Source organism: Desulfoscipio sp. XC116, assembly GCF_039851975.1.
In the GTDB taxonomy this organism is placed as follows: domain Bacteria; phylum Bacillota; class Desulfotomaculia; order Desulfotomaculales; family Desulfallaceae; genus Sporotomaculum.
Window position 1 is genome coordinate 4,031,774 of the sequence record NZ_CP156660.1, and the last position, 20,646, is coordinate 4,052,419.

17 protein-coding genes are annotated in these 20,646 nt (G+C 37.7%); all 17 read right to left on the reverse strand.

The window, feature by feature from the left end; translation table 11 throughout:
- Positions 1 to 200: 200 nt before the first annotated feature.
- A complete protein-coding gene (locus ABDB91_RS18930) occupies positions 201 to 1,385 on the reverse strand; it encodes a Coenzyme F420 hydrogenase/dehydrogenase, beta subunit C-terminal domain (RefSeq protein ID WP_347489277.1) in 1,185 nt (394 codons plus the stop codon).
- The gene (locus tag ABDB91_RS18935; protein WP_347489278.1) at positions 1,372 to 2,514 is read right to left on the reverse strand and encodes a polysaccharide pyruvyl transferase family protein; all 1,143 of its coding nucleotides are present in this window, start codon (positions 2,512 to 2,514) and stop codon (positions 1,372 to 1,374) included. The genes ABDB91_RS18930 and ABDB91_RS18935 overlap by 14 nt, the downstream gene beginning before the upstream one ends.
- Positions 2,511 to 3,731, reverse strand: coding sequence for a Coenzyme F420 hydrogenase/dehydrogenase, beta subunit C-terminal domain (locus ABDB91_RS18940; protein WP_347489279.1), 1,221 nt, complete (start codon positions 3,729 to 3,731; stop codon positions 2,511 to 2,513). Before ABDB91_RS18940 ends, ABDB91_RS18935 begins: the two co-directional genes overlap by 4 nt.
- Positions 3,724 to 5,238 carry a polysaccharide biosynthesis C-terminal domain-containing protein gene (locus ABDB91_RS18945; protein WP_347489280.1) on the reverse strand — a complete coding sequence of 505 codons (1,515 nt, stop codon included), beginning with the start codon at positions 5,236 to 5,238 and terminating at the stop codon, positions 3,724 to 3,726. Before ABDB91_RS18945 ends, ABDB91_RS18940 begins: the two co-directional genes overlap by 8 nt.
- On the reverse strand, positions 5,235 to 6,344 hold the full coding sequence (locus ABDB91_RS18950; protein ID WP_347489281.1) for a polysaccharide pyruvyl transferase family protein: 1,110 nt from the start codon (positions 6,342 to 6,344) through the stop codon (positions 5,235 to 5,237). Before ABDB91_RS18950 ends, ABDB91_RS18945 begins: the two co-directional genes overlap by 4 nt.
- Positions 6,334 to 7,686, reverse strand: coding sequence for an O-antigen ligase family protein (locus ABDB91_RS18955; RefSeq protein WP_347489282.1), 1,353 nt, complete (start codon positions 7,684 to 7,686; stop codon positions 6,334 to 6,336). Before ABDB91_RS18955 ends, ABDB91_RS18950 begins: the two co-directional genes overlap by 11 nt.
- A gap of 646 nt (positions 7,687 to 8,332) precedes the next feature.
- On the reverse strand, positions 8,333 to 9,292 hold the full coding sequence (locus ABDB91_RS18960; RefSeq protein WP_347491663.1) for a glycosyltransferase family 2 protein: 960 nt from the start codon (positions 9,290 to 9,292) through the stop codon (positions 8,333 to 8,335).
- Between the two features lie 455 nt (positions 9,293 to 9,747).
- Positions 9,748 to 11,007 carry a hypothetical protein gene (locus ABDB91_RS18965; protein ID WP_347489283.1) on the reverse strand — a complete coding sequence of 420 codons (1,260 nt, stop codon included), beginning with the start codon at positions 11,005 to 11,007 and terminating at the stop codon, positions 9,748 to 9,750.
- A complete protein-coding gene (locus tag ABDB91_RS18970) occupies positions 10,994 to 11,836 on the reverse strand; it encodes a glycosyltransferase (protein ID WP_347489284.1) in 843 nt (280 codons plus the stop codon). Before ABDB91_RS18970 ends, ABDB91_RS18965 begins: the two co-directional genes overlap by 14 nt.
- A 67-nt stretch (positions 11,837 to 11,903) precedes the next feature.
- On the reverse strand, positions 11,904 to 12,659 hold the full coding sequence (locus ABDB91_RS18975; protein WP_347491664.1) for a sugar transferase: 756 nt from the start codon (positions 12,657 to 12,659) through the stop codon (positions 11,904 to 11,906).
- 52 nt (positions 12,660 to 12,711) lie between these two features.
- Positions 12,712 to 13,929, reverse strand: a complete 1,218-nt coding sequence (locus ABDB91_RS18980; protein WP_347489285.1) for a DegT/DnrJ/EryC1/StrS aminotransferase family protein — start codon at positions 13,927 to 13,929, stop codon at positions 12,712 to 12,714.
- Positions 13,930 to 14,250: 321 nt separating this feature from the next.
- Positions 14,251 to 15,162, reverse strand: a complete 912-nt coding sequence (locus ABDB91_RS18985) for a tyrosine-type recombinase/integrase (RefSeq protein ID WP_347489286.1) — start codon at positions 15,160 to 15,162, stop codon at positions 14,251 to 14,253.
- Positions 15,163 to 15,214: 52 nt separating this feature from the next.
- Positions 15,215 to 16,165, reverse strand: a complete 951-nt coding sequence (locus ABDB91_RS18990) for an Rpn family recombination-promoting nuclease/putative transposase (protein WP_347491666.1) — start codon at positions 16,163 to 16,165, stop codon at positions 15,215 to 15,217.
- A gap of 197 nt (positions 16,166 to 16,362) precedes the next feature.
- Positions 16,363 to 16,887 (reverse strand): winged helix-turn-helix transcriptional regulator, encoded by a 525-nt coding sequence (locus tag ABDB91_RS18995; protein WP_347489287.1) that lies wholly within the window; start codon positions 16,885 to 16,887, stop codon positions 16,363 to 16,365.
- Positions 16,888 to 17,016: 129 nt separating this feature from the next.
- Positions 17,017 to 17,964, reverse strand: coding sequence for an Rpn family recombination-promoting nuclease/putative transposase (locus ABDB91_RS19000; RefSeq protein WP_347491667.1), 948 nt, complete (start codon positions 17,962 to 17,964; stop codon positions 17,017 to 17,019).
- A 254-nt stretch (positions 17,965 to 18,218) separates the two neighbouring features.
- Positions 18,219 to 18,569, reverse strand: a complete 351-nt coding sequence (locus tag ABDB91_RS19005) for a tyrosine-type recombinase/integrase (protein WP_347491668.1) — start codon at positions 18,567 to 18,569, stop codon at positions 18,219 to 18,221.
- Between the two features lie 184 nt (positions 18,570 to 18,753).
- Positions 18,754 to 20,613 (reverse strand): nucleoside-diphosphate sugar epimerase/dehydratase, encoded by a 1,860-nt coding sequence (locus ABDB91_RS19010; RefSeq protein ID WP_347489288.1) that lies wholly within the window; start codon positions 20,611 to 20,613, stop codon positions 18,754 to 18,756.
- Positions 20,614 to 20,646: the final 33 nt, after the last annotated feature.

Sequence of the window (20,646 nt, forward strand, 5' to 3'; positions counted from 1 at the left end):
TTTATCCCCCGTAAAACAATGTGGTATATTCCACTTTCACTTTTCCTTCTTCCTGTCCTTGGCATTTTTTAATCACCCAAAATTTATCACATCACTTTGGACGCACTGTGCACAAACAGGAAGAACCGTCCCCCTGGTTTAATTACTAAAATGTTGCGTGGTTCTTTTTAAGGGTTTAGCTGAATTAGATATCTCGGGTCTCATTTTCTTAAATTAAGTAAAGTCAGTATTATTTTTAAATTTTGTTTAATCCAGCCTATAAAATTGTAGCCACCATATTTGGACGCGATTTGAGCGAATCCTCCTCTTAAATAATCCTGCCAAAATTGCTTTCTTGAAGAAGGTTCTTCTGTACAACGATTTAAATTTCTTTGGCCTTTGAATGCAATATCTATGTCACATTGTCTTATTTCTGCTAAATTTTTTATTCTATTGAACAGTTCGCATCCTTTTGAGCTGTTCAATAATACTAAGGAAATCCCCTTATTATCTGCATACTCTGGAAATGTCTTATCAACCTGCCAAAAATCACCCATAGTAATATCCGCAACCCTTTCTCCAGAGGCAAAAGTGCATTGATAACAAGAAGGTCGCAACGCATTAAAAGAAAAAAATATATTTATAAATGTTCTTAAGAATAATGTGTTTACAACCTTCTTCCCATCACGTAATTCCGCCATGATTGGATAATATCTCCATCCGACAGGCTTGTATCTGAAAGAATAAGCTGTTACTTCAGAATTATATTTTTCTTTTATCTCATTAATATAACTACTCCATATCATTGGAGAAGGTGTTCCAGTACAAATAATATCTAAGGTAATAAGCTTGTCTATGTTAGCACCCACGACATTCAAATATTTTTGCAGTCCAGCAACCTGACATGGTGTGCCAGAAAATAACACAAATTTTCCACGAGCTAGTATCTCATTTATTTCTTTATAGGTATTCTTTAAGTCACTTTGTACATATTTTGATCCCCGTGCTTTATTTCTATGTTCTTTTGAATACAATGCTTTATGTTGAACATACATATTTTCATCAAAACATGCCCCATAGCAAACAGCGCCCAACTTGTCAATTAAATAATCAGTAATCAGTGTAAAAGCGCCACCAGAGGAACTTTGCTGCCTAACGTTACCGTCTATATGCTTAATAGCATAGCACTGTTGTGGCATAACTTTGTTTATTAATCTGTCATTCTTTTTATTGATCTGGCACACAGACTCGCAACGCCCACACATAATGCACTCAGATTCATTAATAACCGGATATAAGAAACCTTCTTGATCAGGTATCATGTTGATTGCATTTACCGGACACACCGCTTTGCAGGCTGTACAGCCGTGACACAAAGATTTACTCCAATAATTATTCATTTTCATTAATTTTACCTAACACTTTATCTATATACTGCCTGCTTAACATACGCTCGTAATCTAATATTGAATTAACTTCTTTATAATTAATTTTTTGCCGGCACACGGAATTATCACTTCCTTGATAAACTCGATTTTGCAAATTAACTAGTTCTAAAAAATCCAAAATACGATAATTAAAATTGTCGCGTAACAATACTGTAAAATTTTTATTAAAGTTTACAGAAAAGGCTATTCCATGAAATGAATTTGTTATTACATAATCCGCATAATAAAACAATGTAAGAAACTCCTCGATACTTGGATTTATACTAACCTTTCCCGATTTCAATTTATGATATGGTTGTGTTCCAATTCTTACAACCTTTAAGTTTAATGTGGTAGATATCTCCTTAATACATTTTTCTACATCTTTAGATATGCCAAAAACATACACAAGTATATATCTGTATTTTATGTTATTTTTTTTAAGTAGCAGTTCCCATTTATTAACAGGCAAAAGTAATGTTGGATCTATGATACGTTTTGCTGTTATTCCAATATCCTTAAGCATCTTAATTGCGGATTGCTCCCGCACTGATACAAAATTAAATGTTAAAAGCTTTTTTTGTACCTCATCTTGTTCTGTTTCAAATAAATTATCCATCCCTATACTTGATGCAAAAGAGAATTTAATCTTTTCAGGCTGCACAAAATCCAAATAATATGTAGACAAAATACCTCCATTATAAATGGAATTCCAAACTTGGTCACTTCCAACACAGAACGCATCAGCTATCGGGACTGCATCTACAAGTTCTTTGTATGAAAAATATTTTATCTCCGTGCATTTTAGCCTATTGGAAACAAAGCTGTTGAAAATATAATTATTTATCTTCATCGAAGGAATTAACATTTTTTTAACAATGTTGCTTAGTATACTGTGAAATCTTCTATGTACTTTTGCATCAATCAATCTGTTAACGATATTTTGGCCAAGATTATTTTCAGCATATGTGTCTGTATCATTTTCGCGATAATAATCAATAAATTCGGTTTCATATCCTGCATCATTAAAAAGCACTTGCGTAGCATATGCCTGAAGTACAGAACCATAATTCTTCACACGGTGAAGTGTTATTATACAAACTTTCATATGCATCTACCTCTCTTAAACCGTTTCTTGACTTGAAATAAATGCTCAACTAAATGTGCAAACCAACGGTCTTTATCTGTGAAATACCGTTTGATTCGACCGTACGCGTTATTTCTACCATAACGCTTCAGCACGTATAAAATCCCCTTGGTATGATAGTTAGTCCAAAATTGCTGACGTTTTTTGGGATCCACACTGGAAGGCCTTTTTAGACACCCCTGCATGGAAATACAGCTTTCTATGTCGCTTTCTAGAAATTCTATATCACCATGGAGCATATCTAAATATTCTTTTCCCTTTCCTGTATTGACTAATACTAGTGAAATCCCTTTTTCATCTCCGAATTTTGGTTTACTGTTTTTAACACCCCAAAAATCAGCAATTGTAATATCTGAGCATCTTTTTATCTGTGTATATGGACAACGATAACATGAAGGTCTGAGCATTACATTTGCATAAAATAAATATTTCCATGATTGAGAGAACATTGAAGTGCAATCAAAAGTTCCGTCTTCATATACTACTTTTTCCGTATGCCCCCAACCTTTATCTTTACAGCGGTTGTAGTACTCAACTATTTTCTTTTTACTTCTCTCTTCATGATATTTTATGTAATCTAAAAACACTCTGGGGCTTGGCACCCCATGACATATAAAATCAACAGTCAGCAAATTTTCGATATTACTCCCTTTACCTAAATAAGCATCTAACCCGTCAACTTGGCAGGGTGTACCCGTAAACAGAACATTTTTTCCGTTATTAATGTCTTTTTTTATAAGTTTAAAGGTTTCTTGGGTATCGCTTTGTACATATTTTGAGCCTCTGCAAGAAGCACTTTCTTCTTTTGTTGTTGCCCGAATATGGCGGCACACAATATCTTCATCATATGCTGCACCGTAGACCGCACCGTTCTTGTTTAAAATATGGTCAGACAACGCCGTGAACATTCCCCCGGAAGAACTCTGCATCCTTACATATTCATTGCGGTGCTTTGCGGCATAAACCAATGGCATTACCTGGAAATCCTTTTCATCGGTCTTATGTTTAAATCTACAAACCTTCAGACACAACCCGCAATCAATGCATAATGCTTCATTAACAAAGGGATATTTAAAACCTTTTTCATCTGATCTCATTGAAATGGCCGCTCTAGGACATATGCTCATACAAGCCGTGCAGCCACAACAATCCTGCTTTTCTTTAAATAATTTAGGCATGGATATACCTCCGATATATTTGCATAACTGCAGATTTTTCTTTTCGATTTAAACCAAACCCATACAAGAGCAAAGCATAAACTAAACAAAATATGCTGCATTCGGTAATTAACCATACCATGCCAGATGCCGGAATTAATAGCATCGGTACACAGATAATGGCTGTCCCTATGGCACACCAGAATATTCCCGAGAATATTTCTTTAAACATTCGTGGGATATTGAATCCAATCTTTTTTTGATAGTAAACATTCATTACTACAATATTTCCTACAAGATATGCAAGCGCGGTGCCAATAGGTGCACCTAATATCCCTATTTGCTTCACCAATACTATTGTAAATAAAATGTTAACTGCCGTTATGCCTAGTAAAACGACGGAACGAAAGGTTCTTCTGTTTTTAGCCGTTAGTACCACTAAACAAACATTCTGAACTAATGGAATCATCATTGGTACCATAATAATCAACGCAATGTTCCATGCCTGTAAAGTTTTTACCCCTGTCCAAAGGGATATAAATTGTTGTCCAAATAAAAGAAATCCGCACAACATCCCCATACAAAGTATGAGTTGAATTCGTCCCGGCCCAATCACAAGATCAGTTAGTTGTTCATTATCTGCACGCTTTACTACCATTTTTGTAGCCTGTGGAAGATATACGCTTTGTATTGTGGTAGGAACTGCACTAAATACACTGATGAACGTCATAGCAACCGCATAAATGGCAACAGTGGTAGTATCTATCATTCGTCCTAAAATCGTCATATTAATGGCATTGTTTGCATAGGTAACTATAGACTGTAGCAAAAGAGCAAACATAAGTGGTGTAGCTTCCTTTATAAACTGCCTATTAAAATAATGCCATTTTGCTTTAAAATTCAAAACAAGTTTTATATATAATAAAACCATAGCACAACATAATAACATCACAAGAACATCAGCATAAACTATACCCATTACGCCCATTCCGAATTGGATAAATAAAATAACTATAGCGGTTTTCAGGAGTATTCGCATCAAGCCAATACCTTTTACAATCGTATACCGCTCGTAGGCTAATGCTACACCTTGGAAATATTGGTCTAATACAATCAGCACAATCTGAACAATCATCCATTTAAATAACGAATGTGCAACAGAAATCTCTCCTGTTGTAAGATTTGGAAAAAGATTCTCAATATTATTTTCTACTACCCACCCAGCCATAACAATCAATAAGCAAAGGCCTAACACTAAATACAAGCAGTGCATTGCAAAGTTTTCTTCTTCCCGCCGATCATTTTGAATTCGGTATTGCAAGATGTAGCGCGTCATAACCATGCTAATACCAAACTCCAGCATTAAAATATATTGAGCGACAGAAAAAATCAACTGGTAAAGTCCATATGTATTAATTCCCAAATGCTTTAGATAAAAGGGAGTAAGTACCAACATCGATAGCATATTGGTACCAAGTGCGATATATGCAATAATAATCGCTTTATTTCTTGAACTGCTGTTACTCATTCTAAATCCTTCAGATGCATAAGATATTCATAAGCACGTTTTCGTTCTTTTGCCAAGTACTTATCTGCACCCAAATATAACCTCTCAACATCTGAATTTTTAATAATAACATCTTCTAAAAGGCGCGACAAGTTGCATCCTTCTATCAATTCTACAATACGGCACTGGACGGTTGGCGGTATAAATATGCGAGCCTTTTTCTTAAAAAGGACAGAAAAACATGTTCCGTGAAAAGAGTTAGCCACAACGTATTCCGCATTTGCAATACCCCAAACAAATTGTTCAGGACTTAAGCTTTTATCACTCAGGATTCGATTTTGGAAAGCCATACCGTTGCCGACTGAAAGGATTTTTAGGTTTAATTTTTTGGACAAGTCATTTGCATATTTCACTAATTTGGGCTGATTTGCCAGCATGTAAACAAAGATATACGGTCCCTGAATTTCAGTTATTGGTTTCCCAAACTCAAGCCAATCTTTTTTTTCTCGCAAAAGTGTAGGATCTACATGCCGTTGCACATCTTTATCTATAAATGGTGCCAGGATATTTTTTGCTTCCTCTTCACGTACTGATATTGCATCAAACCGCGTTAAATACTCCTTAGTTAAAGCAATTTTATCCGTTGGAAATTCCGCCAAACCTATGCTAGCTGCATAGGAGACCAACTTACCTTGGGAAGAATATACAAAATCCAATAATCGTGTCTCAAACCCTTGCGCATTAATGGTAGGATTCCATACCTGATCACTGCCGGTAAGATAAATATCATATTGAGGTGGCGATTCACGTAATTGCTGTGCACTTTTATATCGTTGTTTTGAAAAATGCAAATTATTGTACACACTTTCCTTCATAATTGCAGTTCTTTTTTTTGTTTTACTAAATAATACTAGTTTTTTTAAAACGGACGCACAAAATTTAATTGGTTTATTTATATTGCTCCATGGTATCCCTAACAAAGTTCTGTCTCGCATGTAGTCATAATTAATAAGCTCACAGTCAAACCCTATGTTCTTCATCGTCTTTTGCAGAGCATATGCCTGCAAAAATGCACCGTAATTATAAGCAAAATATGTAATAACTCCAATACTTTTCTTATTTTTCATACACATCCTCCATTCCGTTATGGCTTTTAATATTATTTTGAGAAAAGCTGCTACCATTCGTAATCATCCCGGGAATTGCACAAGCAATTATATATATTATAAATTGGAAATGATCATAAATCGGGTTACCAGTTAAACCGTATAGTATTACAAAGAGTTGTAAATACAAAGAAATCTGTAGATAATAAATCAATCTATGGGGCCCTGTAGTATTACTCTGCATACGAATCTTGCGAATCGTCCGTTCCAAGGATTTATACATAAAAACCATCAAACAAAATGTTCCAATTAAGCCTATATCATTTAGGCTTTGAAGATATACATTATGTCCTGTGGAATGACCTAAAGTTCCCACTAGTGTGCTTGTTGAAGCCAATCCATGTCCTAGTAATGGTTTTTCCAAAAACCCTTCCCACATCAATAAGAACATTGGCAAACGGCCACTATATATATCACCATAGCTTCCATAGAAGAATCGGCTCGTTAAGGTTTGACCATAGTCTGTAAATAGCAGCAACATCATAATAGCCACACCTAACAAGGTCACTAACCAGATAAAACGAAAGATATTTTTCTTTGTTTTTGCATACCAAATATACAATATCCCTAAGATGCTTAGTACACAAAATAATAACGGGCCACGTTTTTGAGTCGCAAGCAATGCTAGAAAGGCTGCACCAGCAAGGCATATAAATACGAATTTGGTATTTCTTTGCTGCTTAGATAATGTAATCAATTTGCAGACTGCAATGCCAACAAAAACCGACAGATAAAATGCATTGGTTCCAATTTGACCTGTTATTCCCGTATACGCATTTTGCCTCAAAAATAAATTATTCCAATATAATGTATTAGCATCCAAAATTACTGCATTTATTGATATCATTAATGCCGGAAACATAATTTGCAGCAATGTTGCCAAAACATGCAAAGTCGAAAAAGCAAACAAACAGTTAATAATATACTTCGTGTTATTTCTAAAATAAGGCAACCATAGCTTAATTAATATGCCAAAACTCCAAATACCCAAATAAACAAGTGCTCGTGATAACGAATCCGTATAAAACAGACTAATAATCCCGGATAAAAGGTATAGTAGAAAAAAAATATCCTGCGTTTGAAACACAATTAAGGCGTTATACTTATTTAAAGATGAAAACAATAATAAAAACAAAGCACCAAAAATTAGCACATACTTCACGGGATAATCCAGATAACCAAAAAAAAACGCGAAAAGCATTAAAGGAAATATGGATACTTTGAAAAGCATACTTTGCACATTTAAGGATTTTATTTTATGAATTCCAATTTCATATGTAGTTGAAAATTCCGATTTATACATTATATTGATTTCCTTTTCTAACTGATCGTAGTATTCATAAAGAGGCTTTTTGATAGCTGCTCCAGTATGGCAATATAACAAATACTTCCATATAAACTCCAAGTCGTATTTTGCATTTGGTGTAAATCTAATATTATAATCTTCAAGAATTGATTTCTTATAATTGAAAATGTTAAGGTATGGCTCATAGAGTTAGTAGACATATCCCATAATGAAATAATTACCGCAGGAGATATTAAAGCAAAATATCCGATGTTTTTAGCCTGATTCTTATGCTGCTGCTTTGACATTACATGTCAAAGGAATCCTATTAACTGCATACAAGGAGTTTAAGCCTATCGAAAATAAACTTATAAAGATTAATTGATTAAAGAAAAATCATTAATTTTGTTCTTTCAATAATCAACCCGAGCAGCAGTTTGTAACGAGAAGCAGAGATGGTCCTTTATAAAATCTGTTATTTTATGAAGACAACTAAATTTTATTGTAAGTGACTCATTTGGTACGTACGTATATTAAATTGGTAATATTTTACCCGGGCCTGACCCTAACAATGTAAGGCATTTCTGGAAATTTTTTACGGGGCAGACTCCGAGGATAATTTGGAAAGAACTGTTTTCTCTTTTCAAATTTTCTCGAGCAATAATTAAATTTTTTTCCTTATATAAGCCATTAATCGCAAACCCCAAATAATTCTAAATTGTATCAATTTCAAAAAAACTTTTTGATGAAAAGCAAAATTTTTTATGCCATCATTTTTGTTCCAGTTAGGATAACTACTTTCCAAACTTTTTATATGATGAATAATATTTTTTCGTCTTGCCCTATTCGAAACCAAAGTTAGCACAGTTGAATAAAGCATTTCCCTAACAAAAATTGTTTCAATCTCATTTGGGAATTTATTTTTCAGTTCTTTTTCCAAGGTTTGAAAGGCCTCTATAGCATATTTCTCGCTAGCATTTTTTTTATTGTTCACTATTGAGCTTTCATTAGAAATATAATAATATAACGGCTTTTTTATATAATGTATATTGTTGCAATATACAAGGGATCTTTTATTAAAAACCATATCTTCGAACCTTAATATATCCGGAAACTTTGCACCATTAAATTTAATATTCTCAGTTCTATATACTTTGCAGCACATACTCCCATTAGCATTAGCTATTGCAAGTTTTTGGTTTATAGCACCTTGCTCAAAACCTGGAATAGTTGAACCATGAATTATACTTTCACCTCTTCTTTTATAGTAATCAAACATCACACAATCGGCACCAGTATTTAATATTGTATCGCTAATTTCTTTCAAACAATGGAAATCTATATAGTCATCACTGTCAATAAACATGACGTATTTTCCTATTACTTTTTCTAGACCTAGATTTCTAGCCAATCCTGGTCCGCTATTCCTTTTTGTTTTTAGAAGAACAATATCCAAGCTACTATTTTCCTTGTATGTCATTAAATGATTATATGAATCATCCGTTGAGCAATCATCAATAATTATAACTTCAAAATTTTTATATGTCTGACTTACCAAACTCTCAAAATAAGGACCCATTAGGGAAAAAGAATTATACATAGGAGTTATTATTGAAAACTTTATTTAAACCAACCCCTTGCTCAATTTAAACAAAATAAAATAATTCTTATCATTTAGGAAGAGTACTTCCAAAAAACATCTTCCAATTTATTCCCCGGCTTATTGCGCAGTGCATACATGATCTTTGGGCAAAATTATCTGCCAAGCAAAAAAACCAAAGTAGTGCTTAGGTTCTACCTCAGTACAAGCGTGAACAAAATAGTATATTTCTTTCAATGAACAATTCCTAACATCAACAGTTCCAATTAATCAAAAACCGGCCATCATTACTACAAACGGTGTTAGTCAGCTATTCACAGGTATTTTTCGATATATAAAATAGCAGATGTAAAATGAAAACAATATTAATATTATTGTGAGTAACCAAAATCACTTAATGTACTTATCGAATTACAATAAATTATTATTCCCTTAATGCTTCTCATCTCACCAGTTCTTTTAAGTTAGGTCTAAAATAATCATCTACACAACCGTCTATCACGCTCATTAATAACATACAACCCTCTCTTACCTTCAAACGCAGCATCAAAGCACACCTTTTCTCCTGACCGATTCCATCTAGGATGCAAATCACATCGTACATCATTGTCATATTTAAACGGTGCAAATACTCTAGCCAATTTACTAATCCTACCATCATCTATACAATAAACAGTGGCAATTCTTGCTCTATCCGGATATGTGTCTGTAACAATCAACCTCCCATTCGGTGAGTAACTAGGATGACCATCTGAGTTTAGTTCAGACCAAAGTTTATAAAAATTTGGTGTTTTATCCTCCATCAAATAATATCCATTGCCACTATCCTTCTTATTAGCAAAAGCTAAAATCTCTGTATCATTTTTCCAACAGCAATGCGAAGTCATATTATCGTCACTTAAGTTGTACATATCCCTTCCATTGCAATTCACCGTAACTAGCCTTGTATATTTTCTTGAACTGTGAAACCATCTATGTAGGACCATAAACCTTTTACCCGAGGGGCTAATCATAATATGATTCACCTTATGCTCAGCACCCTCCATTTCAGGTCTTGGTTCAAAATTTACAAAATCAGTATATTTCAATAGTTGTGTTACTTGATGGCTTCTAAGATTGATATGCCAAATACATGGCTTGTCTGGACACTTTTCACCACGATATTTTTCTGTTTGGTTAGAATAACCATAGCCTTTTCTTAACCGATGCAAACGTGCAAAATCCAATGATAGCGCAAAATCCCCATCTTGTGAAACACTGTATACTGGCATGAGAATGACTCTCTCTTCACGTGTTATTATGTTTAAAATCACAGAGCAATACTGTCCGTCTCGGAAATCGTTATAGATAATCTTATCTGAATACTTAGGTCCTAGCCACTGAAGCATACATCCCTGTTGTACATTCCAAGAATTAGTCTTACCTAGCAATTTATATGAATTATTGTTTAGAGTGTCAAATAAAATAATATCTGCAGTTTCTCTAGGGGCAACTGAAGAATGTGCATCTTTTGCCCTTAAGCAAAGCATGTACCTATCAGTGATATCCCACGGTGATTTATCATAGTACCCAAAAAAATATTCCATCCCATCGTTTGGGGAAATTCGTGTTATATTTCCCTCAAATTTTATTTTAGGGGATATAGCATACATTCCTATTTGATAGATTCTTTTTGCTACTCTCTTTATTTTAGGGGCTTTATTTAGCAAGTTATTAACTTTTGATTCAATTACTGACATGATTCACCTCACGATGGCTCCGTAAATACTTTTTATAAATCCACTTTTGAAAACCAATTGGCATTATATAAATTAATAATTGTACAAATAACACTCTCAAAAAGTCTGTAAAACTACTAAATCCAATTTTAAAAGCATTGTATCGCGTTGCTATCAATAATTTTGTATTAATCCAATTTTTCCTTCTTTTATATGTATCTTCTTCAAACCTGAATAAAAACAAAGATTGGTTGATATTCTTAGTTCTGCAACCATCCATTAACATTCTGATCCACAAATCAGTATCTTGGTTTTTTCTTAAATCTTTATATCCGCCGATTGCTAACACCTTGCTCTTTCTATACATCACTGTCGGGTGATTAAATGGATCTCTTTGTTTTGCATATTTATATATTTCTTCATGAGTTTCAGGAACTAACCTTGTACAAATTATGTTGTTCTCATGTCCAATAAACTCATCTACAGAACATCCAACAATATCGAGCTCACTATTTTGTTCAAATTCTTTTAGTTGCCGTTCACACCGTGTACTTAAAGATATATCGTCAGCATCCATTCTAGCAACGACATCATTTGTGCAAATCTTAAGACCCTCATTTAGTGCTACTCCTAATCCGACATTCTCCTTCAGATCCACCTGCTTAATTATTCCTGAAAAATCTCTATCTATAGAATCAATAACCTCTTGCAATTCCGCAGTAATAGGCCCATCTTTAACAATTACGAATTCATTTGTTTGCATACTTTGATTTAGCATACTTAAAATGCTTTTTTTCAAATAAATTGGCTTATCTTTTTTGTATACCGTCATCAACACACTATACTCCATATTCTAACTCCTAGTGCCTAGTATTTGTCCTTAATAAACATAACAGGTAAAAATTTAATATTTTAATCTAGTCGTTAATTCTATGAAACTTTCTATCAGAATTCACCACCATAAAAGAGTCCCCACTTTTATCATAACTATTAATTACTGCTATTACAGTTCTAAACATCGTTTTAATTTCACCAAGGAAACTAAATGCATCTATGCTTCTCAAGTTATATTTCATCTTCTTAGGCAAAACATCATTTACATATGCCTCATCAACATCATCAGCATTGGCCAAAAGCTGTTCTTCGTTTTTATATTGAATACTAGCTTCCGAAGTAACCCCAGCTGGCAGAAGTAACGTTGCCATCATCTCATCTGTATATTTATCAACATACCTTACGACCTCCGGCCTTGTACCAACAAAGCTCATGTCACCTGAAACTATATTGAAAAGTTGTGGAACTTCATCTAGCCTAAACTTCCTTAGGATATTACCAACCTTAGTAACTCTAATATCATTCTTTGCGGTTATTTGCGCACCAATCTTATCGGCATTATTTACCATCGTTCGAAATTTAAAGATTTTAAACTGTTTCCCGTATTGCGTAACTCTAACTTGACGAAACATAACCGGTCCTTTGGAATCCATTTTGATAGCTATGCTTATAATAATAAACACAGGGGAAAGCATAATAAATGTAAAAATAGCAATTACTACATCAAAAATTCTTTTTACAAGTAAGCTTAGCCTTTTCTTATATAAAGAGTCATAGTACTTCTTAACACTATCTTTTTTCATGTTATCCGGTAAATCCTCCCATTTTCTTAGTATCATCTTCATCTTTTCTATTTTCCTTTCAAGCTCTTGTTCTATTAATTTCAAATAGCTACTCTGAAACCTCATCTATTGCCCACTTGAAACTACCGCACACATACTCTACATCCTCATCACTAAGTAAAGTATGTAGCGGCAATGTAATCTCATTCTTATATGCATTAAACGCATTTTGATAATCATTAATATCAAATCCTAAATTCTTATAAGCCGTAAACATAGGTAATGGCTTATAATGTACGTTACATGCTACCCCAACCTCGGCCATCTTAATAATAAGCTCGTTTCTTAGTTCTTCGTCAATTCCAGGTATCCTCGCTAAATAAAGGTGCCCTGAAGAGGCAAAACCATCACCATAATGTTGTAAACTCTTAACCCCTATCGGCAGCAATGCTCTATCATACATCTTAATAATCCCTTTACGTCTCTCCATCAAACCTTCATATCTACTTAACTGCATTAATCCAAACCCAGCCAATATATCAGTCATGTTACATTTATAGGCGGGATATATAATGTCGTACTCCCATGCCCCTTTTTGGTTTTTCGCTAGTGCGTCTTTAGACTGACCATGAAGGCTGTATAACATAAATTGTTTATAAAGCCACTCATCATCCAATCCAATATCACTACGCCAAACCACTGCACCGCCTTCAGCTGTGGTTATATTTTTAACTGCATGGAAAGAAAAACAGGTAAAGTCCGCGACTTGCCCACACTTGAATCCGTGTCTTTCAGCCCCAAAAGCATGGGCGGCATCAGCCATTACGATTACCCTATTAAACAACTCTTGAAGTTCACTATTAGCTTTGAAGAGCCCCCTCCTGCTTTCGATAGCTTCATATATGGTATCGTAATCACACATCTTCCCCGCTATATCAACAGGAATTATTGCTTTTGTCTTCTCTGTAATGGCATCAGCAAGTTTTTCATAATCCATCTCAAAAGAATCCGGAGCGGTATCAACCAGCACGATTTTTGCACCAACGTGATCTATTACAGAAGCAGATGCCGTATATGTATAAGCTGTAGTTATAACTTCATCCCCAGGACCAATGCCTAAAATACGAAGAGTAAGCTCCATAGCTGCAGTAGCAGAATTTAAACACACTGCTTTATTCGCACCAACATATTCTGCTATTTTCTTTTCAAATTTTTTTGTTCTGGGTCCAGTTGTAATCCAGCCGGACTTCATCGCTTTTATGACTTCTTCAATCTCCGCATCCGTAATATCCGGTGGGGAAAACGGTATATTTCTACTATTAGTCACTTTTTACCCTCTTTTAAAATTTAATAAATTCATATTTATGTACACTCAAAATATATCCTGATTTTTCCAGTTCACCAACTAACCAACTCAAACCCATAAACTAAAAAAAGACACCACACAATTTGCACTCACCCCAAATTGGCATGTCCTAATTATGTATACATCACATTCCCAATACCCCGCTCCATATGTAAACTATTCATCAATATGTATAAAATCGCTCGCCACCCCCAAAGCCCCGCTCCACATAACGTTTGCCACAAAACTGCCCCGGAACTTATTTCTTCTAAATAGTAAACTTCAACAAGCACTTCAAAATTCCTACTCATTTTCCGAAAAAATCTCATTCAATAAACAACAATATATGCTCCTGGTTTCTTTGACCTGATCCGCCTTAGCGGCCAGTTCCAGTACAGCTTCCGGTGCTGTTTTAGCATAACGCCGGGTAGTGGAAATGTTTTCATGCCCCAGTATTTCCTGCACCTTGTCAATGGCCACACCCTTTTGCAGCAGCTTAGTGCCTACTGTATGCCGGCAACGGTGGGGGTAAAAATGCACACCAATTTGTTTTATGCACTTGTATGACCAATTCCTGTATTGAATTGGAGTAACATCTATAAGGGGTATATCATCAATCCTTTCCCTTTTAATCTCCGCCAGTTTCCTGGCCACATCTGCATCCATTACCGGTACATATCTTTCTTTATTCCCTTTGTCATGTCTAACCCTGATAATATAACCACCATTGTCTAATCTAATTAAATCGCTGCATTGCACGGCTACAACTTCACTTGTGCGCATCCCGGTGGCCAGCATGGTACGGAAACCCAAAGCAATTTTCTCCGGTATAGTATTTAACCAGTCATTTAACAACTCAAGCTCAGCATTAGTCATAAATTTGGGCAGAGCTTGTCCTTCTTTTACACGCAATCTTCTGGTGTTTATAGGGTTGCCGCTGATTTTGCCTTCTTCAATCAAAAAATCATAAAAACCTTTCACAACTGATATAGCATCGTTTACAGACCGCGGCTTTAGTCCCGCTTCCACAAGGTGATTTCTATACATCCTTGCGTGGGAGGGGTTCGGAATAAGAAAATCTATATCATTTTTTTCAACAAAGAGTACAAACTTACTTAATTTATAAGTATAGCCTTTGACGGTAACCTCCGAATTGCCCCGCATTTTGAAATCAACCAGGTATTCTTTTATTAGTTGTCTTAATTTGGATTCCATTGTTATATATCCCATGTGAAATTTAACAGACATCTATGACATCTTGTTATGCTTATTTAACTGCTCCCCTTACTATGGTCGATGCATCATCCAAGCTATTGGCAGTATATATATTGTTAATGATTTCATCCAGTATAACTACGTCATTAATTTTCTTTACCTCTGCTTGCAAGCTAAAGGATGCCTCTGCGAATTTAATATCCAGGTACTTGCAAATTGCATCATGGGCCATTTCCACCTTGCCTTCAGCTTTGCCCTCAGCTTTGCCTTCAGCTTTGCCTTCAGCCTTGCCTTCAGCTTTTGCCCCAACCACCATTGAGATTTCATCCCTGACAGCTTTTTCTCTGAGTTCGTATAGCCTGCGCTCTTTCTTGTTCTTGAAGAAGATCTGCTCAATGGTCATAGCTTTGCGAATACCGGGGTTTCCCATAGCGATTGCCTCCATTTCTTCTCCCTGAATGTTATTGAGATAAAGCAACCATTCCTCCAAGCCATTTTGGGGCTTGCGTTTTACCTTAGCAACCTTCTGCAGCTCCAAGAAATGAATTTCCAGATCGTCGTTCAATAACTCTCCCGTTTGATCCTCCCTGACGTGGAAGGTGTGGTGGTATTTATATGTATCCTCGAACCAATCAAATCCAAGAATATTTATAGTGATGGTCTTCCTAAGGCAAATGAAATTCTGGCCGCTGGCCAATTGTCCATGATACAGTCCTGCCCAATAAAACAATGTGCGTTTATCAATGTTGTATCTGTTTACTATCTGGACTTCTACATTCACCAATGCCCCGGTGACTATTCTAGCCAAAATGTCAAGTCTGGCGGCTTTGTCCAGTAGGTATTTAGGATCCAATTCCCGATCCAGCAACTCTACTGCAGCCAGTTCCTGTCCCGGCAATGGCTTCAACACGGCGTTCAGTAAGCTTATTAATGCTTCTTTGCCCTCTTCCGATCCGAATATCCTTTTGAAGGCATAGTCATTTATACGGTTAATGGCTTTCATTTCCGACAATAACTTCACCCCCTTACCATAGATATTCCCTCAATAGAACTTTGACGAAAGCAATAGTGATTCCCACTTCAAAATAAATATTCAACCGTTACCGTTCAGCCATTGAACATTTTACTTTATATTAATAATTTTATCAATAGATGCAACTAATTCCGTTAAATTGAAAAATGACGTGATACACAAAGCACCTACAAAATTTCAAGTATGTTTATAACATTATATTCGCTGTCAAGCTGTTTAACCCAAGCGTCGCCCCAGGTGATCACCAGCACGTTTTTCAAGACATCTCCCGGAAAATCGCCAATTTCTTCAACTATCCTGTATTTCATACCAAGATTATGAAAAACGATTTTCAATATCGCCGGTACATCACCGGGAGATCCGCAAAGTATTATTTCCCCTGCGGGTCCGTGGGCAGCCTGGTATTCGGCGATAACTTGTTCCACCGCCCGGCTTATTTTGATAATCTGCCCGTACGATGCTTTAAGGTACTGATAAGCCAGCCGGGTTTTTTCGGCCATGCCCCCGGGGGTAAGGATATAGCGCAGGGTCCTGCCGTTGACCCTTTCTAGTTTAAGCAACCCTTTATGAACCATTTTTTTCAACAGCAGGTTTACGGTACCCACCGAAAGGCCGGTTCCGCCGGCGATTTGACGCTGGGATATTTCGGTATTTTTTTCTATATAGCTAAGTATTTCGTATTCATGGTTCAAATATTTTCACCACTTTAATTTTTAGACAACCCAATTCATTTTTGTTCGATTATATCCAATTCAGGACGTGAAGTATGGACGACATAAAGTTCCCTTCAGGTTTCATCCTGACCCACACTTAGGTGGCGTTTAACTTCCGGCTTTTGTTGCCCCCCCCAAAATGGCTAATACTTCATCGAAACTATTGGCTGCATAAACTTTTGTTATAGTTTCTTCCAATACAACCAAGTCACTGATTTTCTTTACCTCCGCTTGCAGGCTAATAGATGCCCCCGGGAATTTAATGTCTAGGTATTTACAAATAGCATCATGAGCCATTTCCACTTTACCTTCAGCTTTACCTTCAGCTTTGCCTTCAGCCTTGCCTTCAGCTTTTGCCCCAACCACCATTGATATTTCATCCCTGACAGCTTTTTCTCTGAGTTCGTATAGCCTGCGCTCTTTCTTGTTCTTGAAGAAGATCTGCTCAATGGTCATAGCTTTGCGAATACCGGGGTTTCCCATAGCGATTACCTCCATTTCTTCTCCCTGAATGTTATTGAGATAAAGCAACCATTCCTCCAAGCCATTTTGGGGCTTGCGTTTTACCTTAGCAACCTTCTGCAGCTCCAAGAAATGAATTTCCAGATCGTCGTTCAATAACTCTCCCGTTTGATCCTCCCTGACGTGGAAGGTGTGGTGGTATTTATATGTATCCTCGAACCAATCAAATCCAAGAATATTTATAGTGATGGTCTTCCTAAGGCAAATGAAATTCTGGCCGCTGGCCAATTGTCCATGATACAGTCCTGCCCAATAAAACAATGTGCGTTTATCAATGTTGTATCTGTTTACTATCTGGACTTCTACATTCACCAATGCCCCGGTGACTATTCTAGCCAAAATGTCAAGTCTGGCGGCTTTGTCCAGTAGGTATTTAGGATCCAATTCCCGATCCAGCAACTCTACTGCAGCCAGTTCCTGTCCCGGCAATGGCTTCAACACGGCGTTCAGTAAGCTTATTAATGCTTCTTTGCCCTCTTCCGATCCGAATATCCTTTTGAAGGCATAGTCATTTATACGGTTAATGGCTTTCATTTCCGACAATAACTTCACCCCCTTACCATAGATATTCCCTCAATAGAACTTTGACGAAAGCAATAGTGATTCCCATTTCAAAATAAATATTCAACCGTTACCGTTCAGCTATTGAACATTTTACTTTATATTAATAATTTTGTCAATAGATACAACCAATTCCGTTAAATTACATTGCATTTAAATCCCTCCCTTACACGGATCAGTAACTTCCAGGCATATCCTTCTTACAACTATCCAGGCAACAATGCAAACTACCGCAGCCAAAACCTATACAGCACCCGGCGTTCCTTTATTTCGTCAACTTTGGCCGCCAATTCATAGATGGCTTCCGGGGCGGTTTTGGCGTAACGTCGAGTGGTAGAGATGTCGGCGTGCCCCAGTACGTCCTGCACCTTGTCTATGGATATCCCTTTTTGCAAAAGTTGGGTGCCCGTGGTGTGCCGACACCTGTGGGAGTGAAAGTCCACCCCGGTTTTCAGGCGACATTTGCGTGCCCACCATTTAAAGGCATGACTGGTTATCCCGAATAAAGGTTTATCATCCCGGCGATCTCCTACAAAGTCAATTAAATAATATTCATAACTTCCGCATATACCCGCCAGAAGTTTTTTTCGCTACCCAGATTTGCTATGGCCATGTCTATATCGGAATGCTCCATGAATTTTCCCTTTTCCAGCAAGGAACCAAACAAGAACACCCGGCGCGGTAACCGGCCAATTGTTCCGGTGTTGGCACGTTAACCACCTCAACAATATTATATCAAACTACCGCGTAAGTTACTTCCTCTTAACCCGCCATTTCTTTTCTGTAGTGATTGAAATTGGCGATCAGACCGGCGAGAACTTCGAAAACGTCCTCTCCGGCTATCCCGCCGTTGCCGGTTTGAATCAAAAGTCTATGTAATTCGGCTTCCAGCCGGGCAAAATCCACCGCGGTGGGGCGGGCAACGAAAATTCTTTCATGTTTTGTGACATCGGAGCCCTCTTCCGCGGTGAGCAGTTCTTCAAACAGTTTTTCACCGGGCCTTGCACCGGTGAATCTTATTTCAATATCCTTACCGGGCTCCAGGCCGGACAGAGTAATCATCAGCTTGGCCAGATCAACTATTTTCACCGGCTCGCCCATGTCCAGGATAAAAACTTCCCCTCCCTCGGCCATGGCCCCGGCCTGAATGACCAGTTGAACCGCCTCGGGTATGGTCATAAAGTATCTTTTCATTTCGGGATGGGTAACGGTGACAGGTCCTCCCCGCAGTATCTGTCTTTTGAATGTAGGCACCACGCTGCCACTGCTGCCCAGCACATTGCCAAAACGTACGGCGGTAAAAGTGGTCCGGCTCATTTTGTCGAGGTGCTGGACCACCAGCTCCGCCAAACGCTTGGTGGCGCCCATGACGCTGGAAGGATTGACCGCCTTGTCGGTGGAAATCATTACAAATATGTCCGTCCCCACCCTATCCGCCGCCTCGGCCACGTTCCTAGTGCCGAAGACATTTGTTTTAACGGCCTCATCGGGGTGCCGTTCCATCAAGGGAACGTGTTTATGGGCCGCAGCGTGAAAAACCACGGAGGGCCTGTACAATTCAAAAATACCGTCAATTCTCAGCTTGTCCCGCACATCGGCAATTTCTATGTCAACGGTGAGGTCATGATACGATTCCCGAAGCTCCATTACTATATTATGAATGCTGTTTTCCCCATGTCCCAGTACAATCAAGCGTGAAGGTGAAAACCCGGCCACCTGCCGGCAAAGCTCGGAACCGATGGAACCGCCGGCTCCGGTTACCATCACTGTCCTGCCCGTCAGGTATCCGGCTATTTGCCTCATGTTCACCATTACAGGATCTCTTCCCAGCAAGTCCTCCACCTGAACGCTGCGCAGTCCGTTAACCGTTACTTTTCCGTCAATTAATTGGTAGATGCCCGGCAATATTTTCAACCTGGCATTGGCGCCTTTGCAAGTTTGCACTGTTTGACGAATGATCTCCCTTGGCACCGAGGGCATGGCAATAATAACTTCGGCGATAATACGTTTTTTAATTATCTCCGGAAGTCTGTCGCGGCCGCCAAGCACCGGTATACCCAATATAGTCATGCCGTGCTTTTTCACATCATCGTCTACAAAACCGACAGGGATCAGTCCGTTGCCGTGGTTTCGCAATTCCCTGACCACCATTGCCCCGGCATCGCCCGCGCCCACAATAAGGGCTTTTCTCTTTTCTTTTTTATACCCGCTGTCCTGGCCCATCGCTTTTTGGGCTTGCACGTACACACGCCAGGCACCCCTGGAACCGCCAATGATCAATATATTAAAGGCCCAGGACATCAGCACGACGCTTCTGGGCAGAGGTGTTTGAATAAAAAAGCTCAATATGAACACACCCGCCGTCCCGGCTGATACAGCTATGGTGATGGCGATAAGCTCGCCAATGCTGGCATAGGCCCAAACCTTATGGTATAGCCTGAACAGGTAAAAAGATATAATCATCAGCCCGGCGGCCAAAGGCGCAAAATTAATATATGATTGCAGATAATACAGAGCATTGCCCGATTCATAAAAACGAATCAGCAGCGTCAGCACCATCGCCAGGTTGACCAGCACAAAGTCGCAAAAAATCAGGATGGCTGTCCGCAATACCAAGTTCAAGCCCATCACCCTCCACTAATACTATACTATTGT

Excerpts from the sequence above, each read along its gene's own strand:
- ABDB91_RS18930 (WP_347489277.1), bottom strand. The coding sequence starts at position 1,385 with ATGAAAATGAATAATTATTGGAGTAAATCTTTGTGTCACGGCTGTACA.
- ABDB91_RS18935 (WP_347489278.1), bottom strand. The coding sequence starts at position 2,514 with ATGAAAGTTTGTATAATAACACTTCACCGTGTGAAGAATTATGGTTCT.
- ABDB91_RS18940 (WP_347489279.1), bottom strand. The coding sequence starts at position 3,731 with ATGCCTAAATTATTTAAAGAAAAGCAGGATTGTTGTGGCTGCACGGCT.
- ABDB91_RS18945 (WP_347489280.1), bottom strand. The coding sequence starts at position 5,238 with ATGAGTAACAGCAGTTCAAGAAATAAAGCGATTATTATTGCATATATC.
- ABDB91_RS18950 (WP_347489281.1), bottom strand. The coding sequence starts at position 6,344 with ATGAAAAATAAGAAAAGTATTGGAGTTATTACATATTTTGCTTATAAT.
- ABDB91_RS18955 (WP_347489282.1), bottom strand. The coding sequence starts at position 7,686 with ATGTATAAATCGGAATTTTCAACTACATATGAAATTGGAATTCATAAA.
- ABDB91_RS18965 (WP_347489283.1), bottom strand. The coding sequence starts at position 11,007 with ATGTCAGTAATTGAATCAAAAGTTAATAACTTGCTAAATAAAGCCCCT.
- ABDB91_RS18970 (WP_347489284.1), bottom strand. The coding sequence starts at position 11,836 with ATGGAGTATAGTGTGTTGATGACGGTATACAAAAAAGATAAGCCAATT.
- ABDB91_RS18975 (WP_347491664.1), bottom strand. The coding sequence starts at position 12,659 with ATGATACTAAGAAAATGGGAGGATTTACCGGATAACATGAAAAAAGAT.
- ABDB91_RS18985 (WP_347489286.1), bottom strand. The coding sequence starts at position 15,162 with ATGGAATCCAAATTAAGACAACTAATAAAAGAATACCTGGTTGATTTC.
- ABDB91_RS18990 (WP_347491666.1), bottom strand. The coding sequence starts at position 16,165 with ATGAAAGCCATTAACCGTATAAATGACTATGCCTTCAAAAGGATATTC.
- ABDB91_RS19000 (WP_347491667.1), bottom strand. The coding sequence starts at position 17,964 with ATGAAAGCCATTAACCGTATAAATGACTATGCCTTCAAAAGGATATTC.